17 protein-coding genes are annotated in these 17,799 nt (G+C 40.7%); 6 read left to right on the forward strand and 11 right to left on the reverse strand.

The features are described from left to right. Window positions 1-3: 3 nt before the first annotated feature. The 3 genes from M8998_RS01275 to M8998_RS01285 are packed head-to-tail and all read left to right on the forward strand — an operon-like array spanning window position 4 to window position 3,438. Entirely contained in the window at window positions 4-852 is an 849-nt protein-coding gene (locus M8998_RS01275; protein WP_249990168.1) for an ROK family protein, read from the forward strand. Then, window positions 849-2,132: a sugar porter family MFS transporter gene (locus M8998_RS01280; RefSeq protein ID WP_249990169.1), complete on the forward strand. Its 1,284-nt coding sequence runs from the start codon at window positions 849-851 to the stop codon at window positions 2,130-2,132. Before M8998_RS01275 ends, M8998_RS01280 begins: the two co-directional genes overlap by 4 nt. Before the next feature lie 55 nt (window positions 2,133-2,187). Beyond that, window positions 2,188-3,438 (forward strand): YeiH family protein, encoded by a 1,251-nt coding sequence (locus tag M8998_RS01285; RefSeq protein WP_249990170.1) that lies wholly within the window; start codon window positions 2,188-2,190, stop codon window positions 3,436-3,438. Between the two features lie 75 nt (window positions 3,439-3,513). On the opposite strand, the gene M8998_RS01290 is transcribed toward M8998_RS01285, so the two are convergent. The 3 genes from M8998_RS01290 to M8998_RS01300 form a co-directional block, all read right to left on the reverse strand. Then, on the reverse strand, window positions 3,514-4,536 hold the full coding sequence (locus M8998_RS01290) for an LLM class flavin-dependent oxidoreductase (RefSeq protein ID WP_249990171.1): 1,023 nt from the start codon (window positions 4,534-4,536) through the stop codon (window positions 3,514-3,516). 171 nt (window positions 4,537-4,707) lie between these two features. Further along, window positions 4,708-5,184 carry a DUF2721 domain-containing protein gene (locus tag M8998_RS01295; protein ID WP_249990172.1) on the reverse strand — a complete coding sequence of 159 codons (477 nt, stop codon included), beginning with the start codon at window positions 5,182-5,184 and terminating at the stop codon, window positions 4,708-4,710. 33 nt (window positions 5,185-5,217) lie between these two features. Next, entirely contained in the window at window positions 5,218-6,738 is a 1,521-nt protein-coding gene (locus tag M8998_RS01300) for a DEAD/DEAH box helicase (RefSeq protein ID WP_249990174.1), read from the reverse strand. 369 nt (window positions 6,739-7,107) lie between these two features. On the opposite strand from M8998_RS01300, the gene M8998_RS01305 reads away from it, so the two are divergent. Then, window positions 7,108-8,403 carry a sensor histidine kinase gene (locus tag M8998_RS01305; protein WP_249990175.1) on the forward strand — a complete coding sequence of 432 codons (1,296 nt, stop codon included), beginning with the start codon at window positions 7,108-7,110 and terminating at the stop codon, window positions 8,401-8,403. Window positions 8,404-8,439: 36 nt separating this feature from the next. On the opposite strand, the gene M8998_RS01310 is transcribed toward M8998_RS01305, so the two are convergent. From M8998_RS01310 to M8998_RS01335, 6 genes are all read right to left on the reverse strand, one after another. Continuing rightward, window positions 8,440-9,075 (reverse strand): response regulator, encoded by a 636-nt coding sequence (locus tag M8998_RS01310; RefSeq protein ID WP_249990176.1) that lies wholly within the window; start codon window positions 9,073-9,075, stop codon window positions 8,440-8,442. A gap of 123 nt (window positions 9,076-9,198) precedes the next feature. Next, entirely contained in the window at window positions 9,199-9,372 is a 174-nt protein-coding gene (locus M8998_RS01315; protein WP_249990177.1) for a hypothetical protein, read from the reverse strand. Window positions 9,373-10,319: 947 nt separating this feature from the next. Continuing rightward, a complete protein-coding gene (locus tag M8998_RS01320) occupies window positions 10,320-10,961 on the reverse strand; it encodes a class I SAM-dependent methyltransferase (protein WP_249990178.1) in 642 nt (213 codons plus the stop codon). A 107-nt stretch (window positions 10,962-11,068) separates the two neighbouring features. Then, a complete protein-coding gene (locus M8998_RS01325; protein WP_249990180.1) occupies window positions 11,069-11,803 on the reverse strand; it encodes a DUF2071 domain-containing protein in 735 nt (244 codons plus the stop codon). Further along, window positions 11,800-12,192, reverse strand: a complete 393-nt coding sequence (locus M8998_RS01330; protein WP_249990181.1) for a DoxX-like family protein — start codon at window positions 12,190-12,192, stop codon at window positions 11,800-11,802. The genes M8998_RS01325 and M8998_RS01330 overlap by 4 nt, the downstream gene beginning before the upstream one ends. A 114-nt stretch (window positions 12,193-12,306) precedes the next feature. Continuing rightward, window positions 12,307-13,200, reverse strand: coding sequence for a helix-turn-helix domain-containing protein (locus tag M8998_RS01335; protein ID WP_249990182.1), 894 nt, complete (start codon window positions 13,198-13,200; stop codon window positions 12,307-12,309). Window positions 13,201-13,384: 184 nt separating this feature from the next. Between M8998_RS01335 and M8998_RS01340 the strand changes: the two genes are divergently transcribed. Next, entirely contained in the window at window positions 13,385-14,494 is a 1,110-nt protein-coding gene (locus M8998_RS01340; RefSeq protein WP_249990183.1) for an aldo/keto reductase, read from the forward strand. On the opposite strand, the gene M8998_RS01345 is transcribed toward M8998_RS01340, so the two are convergent. Next, window positions 14,491-14,979 carry a hypothetical protein gene (locus M8998_RS01345; protein WP_249990184.1) on the reverse strand — a complete coding sequence of 163 codons (489 nt, stop codon included), beginning with the start codon at window positions 14,977-14,979 and terminating at the stop codon, window positions 14,491-14,493. The genes M8998_RS01340 and M8998_RS01345 overlap by 4 nt on opposite strands. Window positions 14,980-15,027: 48 nt before the next feature. Continuing rightward, window positions 15,028-16,080, reverse strand: coding sequence for an acyltransferase family protein (locus M8998_RS01350; RefSeq protein ID WP_249990185.1), 1,053 nt, complete (start codon window positions 16,078-16,080; stop codon window positions 15,028-15,030). Between the two features lie 222 nt (window positions 16,081-16,302). Between M8998_RS01350 and M8998_RS01355 the strand changes: the two genes are divergently transcribed. Further along, entirely contained in the window at window positions 16,303-17,799 is a 1,497-nt protein-coding gene (locus M8998_RS01355) for a GAF domain-containing protein (RefSeq protein ID WP_249990186.1), read from the forward strand.

The following is a 17,799-nucleotide window of genomic DNA, read 5'->3' on the forward strand; positions in this document are numbered from 1 at the left end:
CAAATGGAGATAGAACTAATTTTAGCAATAGATGTTGGCGGCACACATATCAGTGCCGCCTTAATAAACAAAAACACGATGTGTTTGCATGAGCAGGCCTATGTGCAGGGAGAGGTAGATAGCAATGCTTCGCGAGCATCTATTTTAACCGATTGGGATCAGGTATTGACTCAAGTATTATGCCTAGTGGAAAACCCAGTGCAAGCTTGTGTAATTTCTATTCCAGGCCCGTTTGATTATGTGAATGGCGTTTCTCAGATGGATGGTATGTACAAATACCAAGCAATTCTGGGAATGGATGTAAAGCAGTATTTAAATGAAAAATACCATATACCTGCCAAAAATATTCGGTTTTTCAATGATGCACACGCCTTCCTGCTTGGAGAGATCTACCATCACCAACTGGCGGATTCTACCGTTATTGGATTGACTTTAGGCACCGGATTGGGCTCTGCCTTCTACGATGGCTCCCATGCCAAAGATCTTAATTTCGGATCGGCTACGTTTCGCGATGGTATAGCCGAAGATTATATTTCTACCAGAGGTATATTGGGTCACCTTAAAAAGCAAGGGGTACATCACTATAAAAATGTGAAAGAAGTAATTGCCAATCCAGATCGTGATACCCATCGCGATGTGGCATTAAGCTTTCTCTCGGATAGTTTGGTGGATTTCCATCAACAATATATTCGGGATATAGCCCCCGATCACATCATCGTGGGTGGAAGCATTGCTAAATCACATGAATTGTTTTTGGAAAAGGTACAAACCCAAGTAGAAATTCCGGTTCGTGTGGCATCTTTTGATGAAATAAACCTATTTTACGGAATGATTTCAAATATAAACCTATGAAAAATGTATGGAAATTCTCGCTGATTGCCTCATTAGGCGGCTTTCTCTTTGGTTTTGAGACAGCAGTTATATCAGGCGCGGAGCGAATTATTCAACGGCTCTGGACGTTAGACTCCTTCTGGCATGGATTAACGGTATCCATGTCGCTCATCGGCACCATCATCGGTGCCATTGTAGCTGGTAAAGCTGCCGAAAAATATGGGCGCAAGCCTACGCTCACATTTGTCGCTGTACTATACCTGCTTTCTGCTATTGGTTGTGCCATAGCACCGATATGGTCTGTGTTCTTATTCTTTCGATTTTTAGGAGGATTAGCAGTCGGTATCAGCTCTGTTGCTGGGCCAGTATACATTTCTGAAATTGCACCTGCGAAGGATCGTGGCAAGCTTACAGGCTTGTTTCAGATCATGGTGGTTTCCGGTATTTTTGCAGCGTATTTAACTAACTACCTGTTTTCGGGCATGGGCGAAGAAGCCTGGCGCTATATGCTGGGCATCATGGCTGTTCCTTCCATCTTGTTTTGTATTCTTATCTTGTCTGTGCCAGAAAGTCCGCGCTGGGTCATGTTGCACAGAAGCAGAGAAGAAGCATTGCCTCTTTTCGAGCGAATTGGACAGGTCGCTGGAGACATTACTCCCATGAAAAAAGTGGTGCAGGTAAATCTTTTCCAAAAAGCGTATACTAAGCCGATTATTATGGCCGTGCTGCTCGCCTTTTTCAATCAGATGGTGGGTATCAATGCGATATTGTACTATGCTCCACGCATTTTTGAAATGGCGGGTTTTGATGGAGAGAATGCTTACCTACAACCGATATTTATTGGAGGTACAAACCTGTTATTTACCCTTATAGGGATGAGTATTATCGATAGATTTGGTCGTAAGAAGCTATTGCTGACTGGTGCTGTAGGTATGTTTGTGTTTTTATTATGTGCTGCTTTCGGGTTGCGCGACGGCGGTACACCATATCTTCTTTGGTATATCGTCGGGTTTATTGCCGCATTTGCCCTATCGCAAGGAGCGGTTATATGGGTGTTTATTTCAGAGATATTTCCTAATGAAGTACGTTCGCAGGGTACCTCGCTCGGCAGTACGACGCATTGGCTTTTTGCCGCGATCGTATCTGGGTTGTTCCCCATTATTGTGGAGCAAATAGCTGATGGTGCATTTTATATCTTCTTGTTTTACGCCATCATGGTGGTCTTATCCTTTATTTTTATCCTATTTATTCCAGAAACCAAAGGGAAGTCTTTGGAAGAAATAGGAGAAGTAACCCATTAGCTATATATTTACAACAGGATCGGCTACTTGCCGAATGAATCATTAAAATCACTACATGTTACGATCAAGCAAACTATCAGAAGACTGGGTAGTCGTTATTTTAGGTATGGGGATTATCTTGCTGGCTTTAGCCGGGATTATTATTCCGAAACCAACCTTCGGCTGGACTTCGGGGGAACAACTCACAAATACGGTATTCTCCTCTGATAATTTGTATCGCATCATGATGCAGTTCTGCATTACTTTTGGTATTGCCATTGCAGGTGCTATTTTGTTGAAAAAACCGCTAAAATCTTTAATGATCGTTTTCCCGATCGTATTTTTCCTAACCATTTTAGCGCTTGCTATTGCAGGGAATAACTGGATTCAGGAGTATAATCTAGAGGCTGTTATTTTCAGTTTAGGAATCGGATTGGCGATCAGTAACCTTTTTCACCTACCAGATTGGTTTAGGGAATCCCTCAATACAGAACTCTACGTAAAGATCGGTCTCGTCCTGTTGGGTACCACGGTGATCTTTCGGGATATCTTGAAAGCCGGATCCTTGGGATTGATTCAAGCATTGGTGGTGGTAATTTCCGTTTGGTATTTTGCTTTCTGGGTTTGTAGTAAGCTAAAAATCGATAAAGAGATGTCACTCATGCTCTCCAGTGCCGTATCGATCTGCGGTGTATCTGCTGCGATTGCCACCTCTGGTGCGATACAAGGAGATAGCAAAAAGCTTTCTTACGTAATCTCTCTAGTGTTAATCACTGCGATTCCCATGATGATCTTTATGCCCTACATGGCAGATTGGATGGGACTTTCGCAGGAAGTGACGGGTGCCTGGCTAGGTGGTAGTATCGATACTACGGGCGCCGTAGTGGCTTCTGGTTCTCTAGTAGGTGAGGAGGCGTTGAAGATCAGTACTATCGTGAAATTCTCTCAAAATGTGTTGCTCGGGATTGCTGCATTTTGTATTAGCGTATACTGGACCTATGCAAAATCTGTAGATGATGAAACGAAAAGGGAGAAGCCCACTGCGAAAGTGATCTGGGAACGTTTTCCAAAATTTGTCGTGGGTTTCGTAGCGGCATCATTGCTTTTTTCTTTTGTGGTACCGCAGGTACAGATCGATGCGGTAAAAGATAGTTTGAAAAGCTTGCAGGGATTGTGGTTTGTTTTAGCTTTTACATCGATAGGGCTAGAAACCAACTTCAAAGATCTGTTTCAGCATAATAATAAGAAGCCATTGTATGCCTTTTTGATTGCTCAAACATTCAATGTCATCGTCACTTTATTGATTGCATTGGTATTGTTCAGATAGTTGCTTAACGGGAAATAGTAAAAGGCCTGATAATCAAAATTATCAGGCCTTTTATATGTTGCTTTTATGCAGCTTTTACCGCCACCCTAACCCTGGCGCTACATGTTCCAAGATGCTGGATAAGACATGTACATTATAATCTACGCCCAATGTATTGGGTATGGTTAATAGTAAGGTGTCTGCTTCTTGAATAGCCTCATCCTGCGCTAATTCTTTAATGAGCTGATCTGGTTCTGCTGCATAGCTTCTACCAAAAATAGCGCGTTTGTCGGCCTCAATCATTCCTATTTTATCGCTCTTATCGTTTTCGTGTCCGAAATATAAACGATCCTGATCTGTGGTGATCGCAAATATAGAGCGGCTCACAGAAACCCGTGGCTCACCGGCATGACCCGCTTTTTTCCAAGCTTCGCGGTACAAACGAATTTGCTCTGCCTGTTGTATGTGAAATGGTTTTCCATTTTCATCGAATTTGAGTGTCGAGCTCTGTAAGTGCATGCCTTGCTCGGCTGCCCAGATGGCAGTAGCATTGGATGCGGCTCCCCACCAGATACGATCCCGTAATCCTGGTGCATAAGGTTCTAAACGAAGCAACCCGGGAGGATTTGGAAACATCGGATAGGGGTTAGGTTCTGCAAAACCCTCGCCTTTTAATTTATCCAAAAACTCCAATGCCTTACGTCGACCCATGTCTGCATCTGTCTCTCCGTCTTTCAGTTCTTGTCCGAAATAACGCCATCCATCGATTACTTGCTCTGGCGAACCTCGGCTAATACCTAATTGCAATCGTCCTTCAGAAATTAAATCTGCAGCGCCTGCATCCTCTACCATATACAAGGGGTTTTCGTAGCGCATATCGATTACTCCCGTACCAATTTCGATACGGTTTGTCCTAGCGCCTACGGCAGATAGGAGAGGGAATGGTGATGCCAGCTGTTTGGCAAAATGATGCACACGGAAGTAAGCACCGTCTACCCCTAATTCTTCTGCCGCCACGGCCAAATCAATGGATTGCAATAGCGTATCACTGGCAGTACGAGCTTGGTATGCTGGATGATTAGACCAGTGACCGAAAGATAAAAAACCTAACTTTTTCATAAGCGTAATGATCAAAGTGTCGCTGCGCAGGTGCACAGCAGCACGATTATAAATCTACTACAAATATACACAATATTTACGTGTTGTAACACGTAAATATTGTCGATGTTATGTCAAATCATGATTGAAAAATCATCTGCTTTTTTAGCATGATAACGCAATTTTGAAACCTTACAAACCTTCAGAGTCGGTCGTACTGCTGTCTTTCTTGCGCTGATCCAATTTCTTCTTGAAATATTTCACCAAAGACTTTTCATCTTGCTCCTCCATATCACTCAGTTCTAACTCTAAAGCTCTATTACTAAAATGTATTTCTATAAAGGAGAGTACTAAAGAGATCGTGAAAAATAACAGGCTTAAAGCAAAGGTTGTTTCAATCAGGATCACATTTTCCAGGTAAATGCAGTAAACGCACACAATACACGCAATAAAACTCAATACCCCCATGCCTTGCATGTGTCGAATCAGCTTTAATCGGAAGCGAAGATTACCAATTTGACCTTTTAAAACTCCGCCTTGTCGATGTTCGAGGTATTTTGCATGTAGCGATCTGACCAAGGCGGCCAACGCCAAAAAACGGTTGGTATAGGCCAGCATAATCAAACTAATTGCTGGGAATAAAAGTGCTGCGGTACTATATGTAATCATATCTGTGATAAAGATAAGAAGTGGTCTTGATATTTACCCAGCCATCCTACTCATAAGGCGACGAATCATGTTTTGCAGGCGATTCTTATAATCTTCTTGTAACCAATTACGATAATTCTTCGTGACATTGCCTAAGCATTTAGCATATTCTCGAATTCTGTAATCGATCTCCTTATCAAGGTAGTTGGTTAATACCAATGCTTCAGTAATACTTTCACTGTTTTCCAGGCACATGGTGGCATGCTGCCGTATGGAGTCCCTGATCACATTTTTTGACTTTTCTCCCGTTTCAGATGTTCGTTGATAAGCGGCAAGTACATCAAATGTGGTTTCGAGACTGTTGGGAAATCGAGTGCGCATTTCAGGGTCAATTTGCCGGATAGTTTGGGTACTTTGCTTCAGATTTTCATGGTAAATTTCGGGATGCTCAAATACGTGATGCCAGTCTATCTCTGCATCCCAGTTTCCGAAGCGATCGGTATTGTTGCCCAGATCGATCACCTGAAAAGTTTTCTTATTATGTAAGTAACGTGCTCCACGGCCTACCATTTGGTGGTACAGCGTAATAGATGTAGTTGCCCGATATAGAATGATGGCTTGCGTTTTGGGTTCATCAAAGCCAGTAGTTAAGATGGATACCGAAGTCAGAATCGCTCCTTTTGTTTTTCGGTACCATTTCAGGATTTCCGCTCTTTCTGCAGCAGGTGTTTTATTGTCCAAATGGCGCACGGGATAGCCTGCTGTGCTGAATACATCCAAGACGCGCCTTGAAGCAAAGATGCCATTGTTGAAGATCAACGTTTTCTTGCCGTTTGCATGGGTTTTGTAGGCATGCAAGAGTAGATCAAGCATTACGTCAGAACCATAGAGCATATCGGAGGTGCTAATCGTAAAATCTCCATTTATACCCGTTTTGAGGGTGTTAAGTTCAACGTCATACCCTTGGTATTTTGGCTTTGCCAGAAATCCTTGGTTGATCAGGGTTGCAATCGGTGCCCCTACCACTAATTCCTCGTAAAATTGGTTCATAGGTAAGTTAACATCGGCCGAGAAGGGTGTGGCTGTAACACCAACGACAGCGGCATTCTCAAAGCGATTCAATAATTTCCGAAAAGAATTGTGATGTGCTTCATCCACAATCACTAAACCAATATCACTTGTATCTATCATACCGTCATCGATCCTGTTCTTGAGAGTTTCTACCATGGCTACGTAACAATGTATTAATTCTCTTTTTGAAACGCGCTTCACAGCACTGTTGATGACTTTATTGACTACACCACTATCTTTTAATACGCGAGTTGTCTGTTTGCATAATTCAGCGCGATGAGTAAGTACGATCACTTTCCTTTTATACTTCTCCATAAAGCGCTTTGCGATCTCAGAGAAGATCAGTGTTTTTCCACCACCTGTGGGCAATTGATACAATATTTTTCCTTTTGCTTGTTTATTATTTGCGAGTTTGCCAAAAAGTAGGTCGATATCCTGCTGCTGATAATAATATGGCGTCTTACTAGCACAGCTAATCGGTTGAATGTTGGTGGACAATTTCATGTGTATAAAACTTCATCCCTATTAGGAATGTTTTAGAGTTTGCGTTTTAATATGAACCAATCAATAAAAAAGAGCGCATACTTTAAAAAAGGCATTTCGTAAAACTTACTATACCAGTGTGATTCATGAAATACTTTTAATTTTTTCCGTCGATTGGTATAATTTTTTATAAAATCCATTTACTTGTTATATTTTAGCAATCTAATTTGCATATGATCACGTATATTTACTTGGTCGGCTCCCTAATATAAGGGAATCACAAGCATTTTATTCTGCAGAAGACGCAGACTTTTTAATATCTACCGCCAACTTGTACGTACATGAATGACCGATTATTTAAATCATAAGATTATGACTACCTATTCCTCTATGATCAAATTACTGCGATTTATTGCCATGTTATGTTTTCTATGCAATGCTGCATATGCTCATGATAATAAATTTGAAGATCGGATTCTAAATCCCGATCAGCAAGCAGATACGCTAGTGCGTATGAGTAATCTTACCGAGTACATTAGTGGACAGGTAAAGCGTGATAGTTTGGAAAAGTATGCCAAGATCACCTATAATCTGGCTAAAAAGGAGAATAATGCTGAGCAGCTTCTTCGGGCAGCAAATCAACTCGCTGCCATTTATGAGGAGAAAGGTGATCTACGCCAGGCGCTTCAATATTATAAATCTGCTCGCGATGCAGAAAATGCCATACATAAGGAATCTTTCGATCTGGGCTTACTAAGAACCGAGCAACTTAAGACAGAATATACTGCCAAGCATGTAGAAGCTTTAGCACACCAGCAAGAAGAAAGCCGGAAAAGTACCTTAATGATCGTCGGTATTTTTACGTTGGCCGTTGTCTCTAAAACTTTTCTTCTCTACATCATCATCCGAAGAAAGAAATCCCATAATAAAGAGTTGCGAATTTTATTGGATCAAGTGGAAAGGCAAAACCTGCAACTGGATGAAGGTTATCGCTTCAAGCAGCATTTGATATCTGTTGTTGCACATGACCTTCGTACTCCTATAGCCAGTATTATATCGTTGCTCAAGTTGTTTGAAGATGGGTACCTTTCTGAAAATGAGACTCGCGATATGTTGCAAAAAGCCAGAAAAGAGATGGATACGCTCAAGAAATTTCTGGATGAAACACTTACTTGGATTGTAGGGCAACGGGATGGACTTCGCTCTATTTTAGAAACGTTTAGTATCTCTCAAATGTTGGACGAAACAGTAGATATCTATCGTCGCCGTGCCGAAAAAAAAGGCATTCATTTTAATGTGGAGAGCATGCCGGATACGTTTGTAAGAGCAGATAAACAGATGATAAAAATTACGGTCAACAATCTGCTAAATAATGCATTGAAGTTTTGTGCAGCAGACGATCATATCTATGTTAGTGCTAAAAGTGAAACAGGAGGGAAAATCCGTGTGACGATTCGTGATACAGGCGTGGGTTTCGATACCAAGATCGATAGAAAGCTGACAGAACTCTCTCAAAAGGGAATTTTGGGTACTTGGGGAGAGAAGGCAACAGGCATCGGCTTGTCTTTGTGTATCCTTTATCTACATGTAAATAACACACATCTGAATTTAAAATCAGAGCCTGGCAAAGGAGCAGAATTTTGGTTTGATCTTGATATGGCTTCCGAGCAAATGCAACATAATTAGTAAGCGAGTAGAATAATGAGTAAGAGCGTAGAGCGATTAGATCAACTCGTTGTCATGTGCAAATCGGATCAGTTGTCCAATCGATTTGCAGTCTGCCTTTGCCATCATTTTGCGTCGGTGGGCTACGATGGTATGTTTGCTTAAGAACATTTTTTCTGCAACCTCAGAAATACTGCTTCCCAAGGAGAAGTGTTTCAAGAGTTGGAGTTCTCGCGGAGTAAATGAAGGAATGTCATCAAATTTGCTTAAGATTTCTTGCAAGTTTTGGTCGATAGATATCTCGCCTTTGATAACTCGATTTGTGACATCCATCATGGTCGGTACGTCGCTCGATTTACTAAGAATACCATGTGGTTTCGCTAAGATAAGATTACGGATCACACTGGTAGAAACGGCACTGGTGATAAAAATGATGTAGGCTTTTTTATTTAAACGTTTAATTTCTGAAAAAACCTGTAGACCATTGTCATTGTATAGGTAATAATCCAAAAACACATATACTTCCTTTGTACCTAACTCCGCCATACATGCTAGGAGATCTTCTGCTTTGGAGAAGGATTGAACTTCTTCAAATTGCATGTATCGTTCCAATAATAATGTAAAAGAGTCTGCAAAAAGTTGGTGATCATCCAGCACAAAGGCTTTTCTGCTTAATGTAATATCTTGAGGCATAGAAAAAATCTGTTGAATGCAAAGATACGCTATGCAGATTGGTTTAACCTTACTGATACATAACAAATTTTTGTCATATATCACAGATACAAACTACTGTCTTACATCGCGAACATTTCAATTCTAGAAACTCGACTTCCTTCCCGGTTTAAAATTGTGCAACTCGTCTTTAGCAAAAAATCCTAGCCAAACTAATTCGTCTGGATTTAGCTGCTGACCTTTACGTGGTTTGAGTTCTATATACGAATCATCTTCATCAATAGAATACGAAACTTCACAAGCGAATCTGATTCGCATACAAAATAGATTAGTATCTAATGCCTTAATCATGGCACCTATGATATTGGGATTTGCTGCTATTCGCATAAAATTTTCCATTAGATAGTTACCAAAAAACTTTTGACAACTTGTAACAGGATGATTATTTGATAATGATTATGTTCAGTTAGCAATTAAAAATGATAGTACACTCGCTTAATTAAAATTGTTACATCATTTGAAACGAACCACGTACATCTGACCGCCCAGTAGTCATCCTAGTGTGATCGTTTGAACAATGTACACACAATTCTATGAGAAACAATAGATGGTATCACAAATAGCAAAATGATGCTATACATTGATATGTTAGAGGATAAGGCTGCACCCAGTGCCATCAAAACGATGTATTAAACCCGTTTGTATATCAACTTAAAACCATAGTAAGCCGTGCGATATAACCAGTTTTAGTGGCTGTACTTTGATTAGTACTCGCACTTTAAATGATTGTTCCCTAATGCCCACATTTGAGCTAAGTAATGCTTTATAAAATGTCATTAGAAATTTTATAATAGAGATCTTCTCCTTCTATAGATCAGTAAGTGAAACCCTGATATGCACTAATAAGATAAACAATGCTCATGTAAATCCATATTGTTGTGAAAATAACATGGATACTGGTTTCCCACATTTTTCCTCTCCATAGAGCTGCTGAATAAACAAATAGTTGAAAATACAAACGTAATGACCAAAAAATCCCTAGTCCTAATGTAATCTGATTTCCAAGTTTCGTGCTATTAAGTGTGGCGGCAGATAGTACCGATAGCATGCCGGCTAGAAAGATCATCAATGCAATAAAAAAGGTGTGTACCAGCATAATCTGTCGGTCGATCAATCGTAATGTGCTGAGGTTCTCCTTCCATTTGAAGTAGGAAGGGAGGAATATGTGAATGATAGCCAGAGCTATTGATAAAACACCGGCTATTTTAATGTGATTTTCCATGAGGTGATAAGACAAATGTTGTGATGAATGGCGTCGTTTTTACTTCTTTTATTAAGGCCACGTCTGCCTGTTGAAAGCACGCATTCCATGTTTTACGAGTATAGAAATGAAATGCCCCGAAGCTATAAGCAGCAAAATTACTTGCATCACGCACATGCTCCGTCATATAGATGTGTCCGCTAGGTTTGATAACACGGTGCAGTTCTCGAAAGAAATGCACTCGTTCTGCGTGGTCTCTAATCTCATGCGCGGAAAAGAATAGGATGATGCTGTCAAATTCCTGTTGATCAAAGGGGAGTATATTGGTCTTTACAGGTAGGGTTGGCGATGTTGTCGGATACGCTTTCCGTGCTCGCTTTACGGATATTTCCGTATGTTTTTCAGGGTCATAAAAGTCTGCATTAACATGTAAAGCTTTAGGGAATTTGTGTGCCAAGATGTCGCTAATTTCGTCAAAACCTGCATGTACTTGGAGTATCTTTTTATTGTTTAATGCGGGCAAAAAAGGTAGCTCGTACAAGTCGGAAGAATCATACACATAGTAGGAAACTAGCAAAGAAATGAATACATTGATTACAGCTAGTAGTAAAACTACGTGGAGTAAAAGAGCCAGTAGTGGTTTCATCCAGAAACTGGTAATCGTGAGGATGATAAAAAATAGAAATGCTATCGCGTAAAAGTGCCAATTGAACCTTATGATATTCCAAACACCGTGGAATTTTCCTCTCGCTGCTACCATAGCTCCAATATACCCTTGTTCCAGCTATATGGTACATTGTCGATTTTAAATGCGCTGGCCAAAACAATTTCTTCTAATTTCAAATAATCTAGAAAACCAATTTGATAATCTAGAACCTCAATCGGAGTGGGTATCCAGTCTTGCCTTTTACCCTCTACAATGAGCACTGATTTTCCTGCTTCACGACTACTAAAGGTATGCGGCAACGGACCTGCAAATTTTCTGGCCTCCTTCCAGTTGTCAAAGGGAGATCCGCTCGGCATAGCATGCTCCTTTCCGTCGGAGTTCCACGATAGATGAAAATTAGATTTATTAGAATTAATATGCTGTATGTTGCCTGTAGAAGATCTATTTATATCTATGTGCTCGTATTGGTAATGCGTAAATAGGTTGCCTAGAAAAGTCATCTTCCAGGTATCAGTTTGAGATTTTAAGATATACAAGCCACGAAGGCGTTTGCCTGCCCGATTAGTGTATCGAACAAAAATTCGATAGCCAATTAGAAAAAAATTATGCCCCATCCATCCAGGAAAAATGGCCGGGCGCAAGCGCGAGGTTTGTACCAAGGCTACAGCTACAAAAGCCCACTGATCTTGATAGGTATCTAATTGCATCCGTTCGGGTATTAAAGGTTGCAGCTGTTCTTTTGGTACTGCAAAGGTAAGTACAACGGATTCGTCGAAATGCGCTTTCACCGGAAAGGGGTGATTCTTCAGTTTGCCGATCATATTCTTTTCCTTTTTTCTTTAGCTTTTAACACAAATCCCCAATAGTAGATTACCCCACAGAATATACTGGCATACACTATGTTCATGTAACCCCAAAGCAATAAGTCTGGGACAAGGAGAGCCTCCAATAGATTCATGGATAAGATGATCGTTATTTGGCCGATCGCATTCAATCGTGATTGATAGCCCGAACATATCCAAATCGCCATAATAATTTCTGCAATACCAATGAATAGGGTAAATTCTCTGGAAAATGGTGCACCTAAGATTGCAGCAACAATCCTTTCATGTCTGGGTACAAGATCTAGCACTTTGCAGAGCAAACCATTAACAAGCCAAATTCCCGCGATGAGATAGGTTAGAATAGGATATAAAGAAATATTTCTCACTGTTTATCACGATGCTATAGCAGATAATTCTATTAGATCTGGGTAGAGATCGTCTTAAAGCTAATAAAAACTGGTGAGCTGTACAATTAACTTTACTTACATAGTGACAATTATTTATAGTTTCTTTCGATACTCATTTGGGGTAATGCCGAGGCGTTGTTTGAATAAACGGGTGAAATGTTGTGGATACTTAAAACCCAACTCTGAAGAGATAAGCTGGATAGATTTTTCAGGATCGTACATCTTCATTTTAGCCCTATCCATCAGCTTATTCTGGATATATTCTTGTGCCGATTTTCCGGTTTCTTTCTTAATCAAATCTCCAAAATAGTTGGGAGACATGTGCAGCTTTTCTGCAAAATAGGCAACGGCCGGTAGGCCATACTCTAGAGCGAGATCAGCAGTGAAATAATCATTGAGCAGTTTCTCGAATTGCACCAAAACCCCCTTGTTTACATTTTCACGTGTGATAAATTGTCGATCATAAAAACGCGTACAATAATTCAAAAATAACTCAATATTGGAAATGATCAATTGCTTACTATGCTTATCAATGGCATGCTCCAATTCGAATTCAATGTTCGTAAAACAATCCATGATCACCTTGCGTTCGGTCTCTGATAAATGAAGTGCTTCATGCACTCTGTAAGAGAAAAAATGATAGCGATCTATCTGCTTCCCTAAGGTAGTACCTGCCAACAAATCCGGATGAAACACCAATGCTAACCCTTGTGGATGGTAATATTCTTCGCTATGCTGACCAATCACTTGCCCAGGTGCCAGAAAAATCAGCGATCCTTCTTCGTAATCGTAATTAGCCAAACCATAGCGCAAATCTCCGCAGTGAATCTTCTTCAAAAAAACGGTATAAAAGTCGTAACGCAGCTTGCGATTATGCCGTGGTTCTGCTTTGTCCAGATATACAATACTTACCAACGGATGCCGTGTGCCGTTGTTGTTGAATGCATTGTATTTGGTGACCGAGTCAAAATGATGTATCTCTTCCATTGCCAAGGGTTTTTATTGATACGAATTTAACATATAAAACTTAAGGCCAATACATTGGTGTTAACAATCAGTAATATAGGTAACTATTCCAGTAATTTATGTAAAAAAATAGCGTTGGAACTTGCCGAACTTTATGTTTTAATTTAATCACGATAAGCTTTTGTTTACTATGAAAAATTCAAATATGAATAGAAGAAATTTTTTGACTGCCGGCGCTGTTGCTAGTTCTGCTATGGCATTAGGGGTTGTAGGAGTGGCATCTAGCTGTCATGCAGATTCTAAAAGTACTATAGATGCAGTGGCCAATATGAGCCGTCGCACACTTGGGTCAGGAGCACATAGCATAGCGGTTTCTGCCATCGGTCTGGGTTGCATGGGCATGAGTTATCACCGAAGTTTTGTACCCGACAAGCAAGCGATGATTTCGGTAATTCGTAATGGAGCCGATCTGGGGTTGAATTTCTTTGACACGGCCGAAGCATACGGGCCATTCGTTAATGAATCTTTAGTCGGAGAAGCATTAAAGCCTATTCGTAAAGACATTACCTTGGCTACAAAATTTGGTTTTAAAGGCGGTAAACCATCAGTGGGTTTGGATAGCCGACCAGAAAGAATCAGAAAAGTAGTAGAAGAATCCCTCGGGCGGTTACAGACCGATTACATTGATTTGTTGTACCAACATCGCATAGATCCAACTATTCCGATTGAAGACGTGGCGGGAACGGTGAAAGACTTAATTGCCGAAGGTAAAGTGAAACATTTTGGTATGAGTGAGACAGATTTTAGCCTAACACAAGATGGGCTTTCACTGATTCGTAAAGCACATGCGATACAACCGGTTACTGCGATTCAAAGCGAATATTCCATCATGACACGACAACCGGAGAGCGAAGTGCTGGCACTTTGTGAAGAGTTGGGAATTGGATTTGTGCCATATAGCCCGTTGAGCCGTGGCTTAATCACAGGTTATATTAATGAACGCACTAAATATATCCCAACTAATGATAATAGGCCAACCTTACCGCGTTACCAGCCAGAGGCAATTTTAGCAAACTGGCCTATGCTGGATGTGCTGAAAGAATTTGGTGATCAAAAGGGGTTGACCATTGCACAAGTGGCACTGGCCTGGCTGTTGGCTCAGAAACCGTTTGTAGTACCGATTCCTGGAACCACGAAGTTGGCGCACTTACAAGAGAATCTACAGGCAGCAAACTATAAATTTGATGCGGATGAGCTGGCCAAGCTAACAGCCGACTTGTCGGCCATTGAAATTGTTGGAGACCGTTTCTCTTAAAAATCTTTATCGTACGAGCGATTCCAGTGATTATTTCTATCCATTGGAGTCGCTTTTACTTTGTATTCTAGCCGGATCCCATTAAGTCTACGCTGCTTGATGCGTTTGTTTACCTCATCTATATAAGCTATGTCTACTATTTCAAACAAACCAAATCGAGAGCCTATCAAATCTTTGTCGGCCGGATCTTCATCTACCAACTTAAACGTGTAAAAGCAACTCAGGTAATCTTTCCAGAAGAAAATAGGGTTATCTTCTTTATCTAGATAGCTATCTTCTGCATAGCAAAGTTCATCATGAACTTCGAAATAGTTCGCCAAGAGGATATTGGTCTTTGCCACAAAATCCTGAGCTGTCTGCTCGTCTTCGATAGGCATAAAGGAAATAATATCTCCTTCTTCTAATTGATCGTACATAGACCGATTATTGAAAGAGTCAATCATCGAAGGTAACAGATCCACCACATTGTTGAACATTTTCTTCATAACACAAAGGTAAAAACTATGTGCACAAAAAGCAGCACGCCGAGTAGTTTAAGTAATCTTAAGGTAGCGCTTCCTCAAATACTTTCTTACGGGTATATCTACGGCCTTCATGATGATATAAGCAAAAACTATCAATCCAATGCTGCCGCCGACCACTATCAAAGGGAGTAGGTCTTCTCGGAATGCCTCACTTTGCAGGTAATCGCCGAAAATCCACATAGCTGCATAATGCGTCATATAAAGTGGGTAGGATATTGCACCAAGAAAAGCACTTACAGATTGGGTAGATTTTGGAGTCGTTGTGCCGGCACCAAGCGCGACAATTAATGGAAAGAGAAATAGGACGATCAGAGATTCGATCAGCCAGTTGAGCGAAGTAAAGGGCATGATTACTGCAAGAACCAGTAATAGGATAGGAACGATATAACCCAATTGATTCTTGAAGACCCATTGCTTACGATAGATCAATAATCCTGCACAGAAAGAATAGGCCAGTCTGATGCCGCCAACTTCCCAGTTATCGATACTCCACCCACCCGCTAAATTGCCGTAAGAATAACTCACATATACCAAAGCCAATGCCGCTAGTGCAGCGAGCACAAAAAGATGTTTTGCAGTAATGCGTACTAGCACGAATGCATAGATGATGTTAGCTACATATTCCCAAAATAATGACCATGCCGGCGCATTTAGACTAAAAAGATTAAATGCTTTTTCTTCCAAGACAGGATAGGGGATAAGGAATATGGAGTAGATGAAAAGCTGGATATTTTCTGTAGTATTACCATTATGTGCGGTGTGGTATGGCGCCCAAAGTAGGCCTATTAAACCCAATACCGACCCTACAATTACTAATGGTTGCAAACGAATGAGGCGTAAGGTGAAAAAATCACGTAGACGCATTGTTTTCAGCCTTTCATCGTAGGCATAGCCCATGACAAAACCGGATAAACAAAAGAAGAAATCTACCGCAAGAAAACCATGACCAATCACGTTGTCCTCAAATTGTGGAAATATCCACTCCATAAAATGAAACACGACAATCGCTATTGCGGCTATGCCACGTAGTCCATCTAATGCCAGAAAATGCTGTTTTTGCATCGGTATAGTTTGCAATTACCCCTGAATCGGCATCCGACTATTGGTTTGCCGTGCAGTGAGTTTTTTATGTTTTTCCGAAGGAATAATATCTCCAAATATAATAAAGATTAAAGACAGGCCTAACAAGGTAAAGATAAGGAAGTGTAATGTTTGACAAACCTAATTTTTAACATTATTTTCCTACCTTGCTTTATATTTAAGACTTTTAGCGTTTCACACTTAATGGGCAAGAACAATTTCGACTCCGAATTTTGCGGAGCTCTACCTATACACCACATTAATACTATTCAGCCTTATGGAGCAATTTTAGTTATTGATAAAGAACGGTACGCCATTGTTCAAACGACGACAAATGCAGCCGAGAAAATAGGTTTCGATCATAAAGAGATTATCGGTAAGACACTTGGAGAGCTATGTAACCTTTCGGCAGAGCAACTACGAGATACGCTGGGACTACAGGCTCCGAAAACAGATGCCTATACATTACAAATTGGCGAGAAAGCTTATTACGCATTAGTACATGAGCAGGCCGACTATTTTGTTGTGGAGCTTCAGGAGAAAATGGCCAATAAGCGGATGGCTGACGGCTTGAAAGATATCAAAAATTTGATGTTGGCATTGGAAGGTGCTAATAGCCTACCACAAGTGTGTGACTTGATCGTATCAGAGCTCAAGCAAATGCTGGGCATCGATGGTGTTATGATGTACCAATTTGATGATGACTGGAACGGTACGGTGATTTCGGAGCAAAAGAGTAATGGATTGGAGAACTATCTAGGCGTCACTTTCCCTGCTTCGGATGTGCCAAAGCAAGCACGTGAACTTTACTTGAAAAATCCGCTTCGGTTAATACCAGACCGTACATATACACCCGCACGGTTGTTTCCAGTGATTAATCCTCTTACTAATTCCTTTACTAACCTGTCTTCCTGTCATCTTCGTGGTGTGGCAGATGTACATCTTGAATACATGGCCAATATGAAGATGTGCGGTTCCCTATCGATCCGTGTAATTCATAATGGTAATCTATGGGGACTAATCTCCTGTAATCATACATCAGCATACCATCTTACGTTTGATGAAAGTGCTAACTTTGGGCTGCTATCAAACGTTATTTCTAATAAAATTTCTTCGATCATCAATGCGAATGAATATCAATTTATTTCGAAGATGCAGACCGATCGCAATGCTATTGTGGATGCAATATATAGTACGGGATCAGTAACAAAAGGTATTTTTGGAGAGGGAGAGTCGAAGGTATCTCTATTAACCTTATTCCATGCAACTGGGGCTGTACTATTTAGTGGCGGGAAGCAGTACGTACATGGGCAAGTGCCTGATGCTAACTTTCTAGACAATCTGATCCTGTGGTTACAGGCTAAAGATATCGACAAAATCTATACGACGCATCATTTGGCTGGTGTGATGGAAGAGTCTGCACAGTTTAGTGAGATCGCCAGCGGTATGTTGGTTATTCCGATATCATCCTTTTCTCCCGACTATATTGTTTGTTTCCGTCCAGAAGTAATAAAAACTATTGAGTGGGGAGGAAATCCACATCATGCCATCAATTTCGAAGATAATGGACTGACCTATCATCCGCGCCATTCTTTCAAAATCTGGATGGAGACGGTAAATCAAATAGCGCAGCCTTGGCATGAGCAGGAGATTCAGATTGCCAATACCATACGAAGCTTCCTTTTGGAATTTAAATCATAA

This window comes from Sphingobacterium sp. lm-10 (assembly GCF_023554555.1).
In the GTDB taxonomy this organism is placed as follows: Bacteria; Bacteroidota; Bacteroidia; order Sphingobacteriales; family Sphingobacteriaceae; genus Sphingobacterium.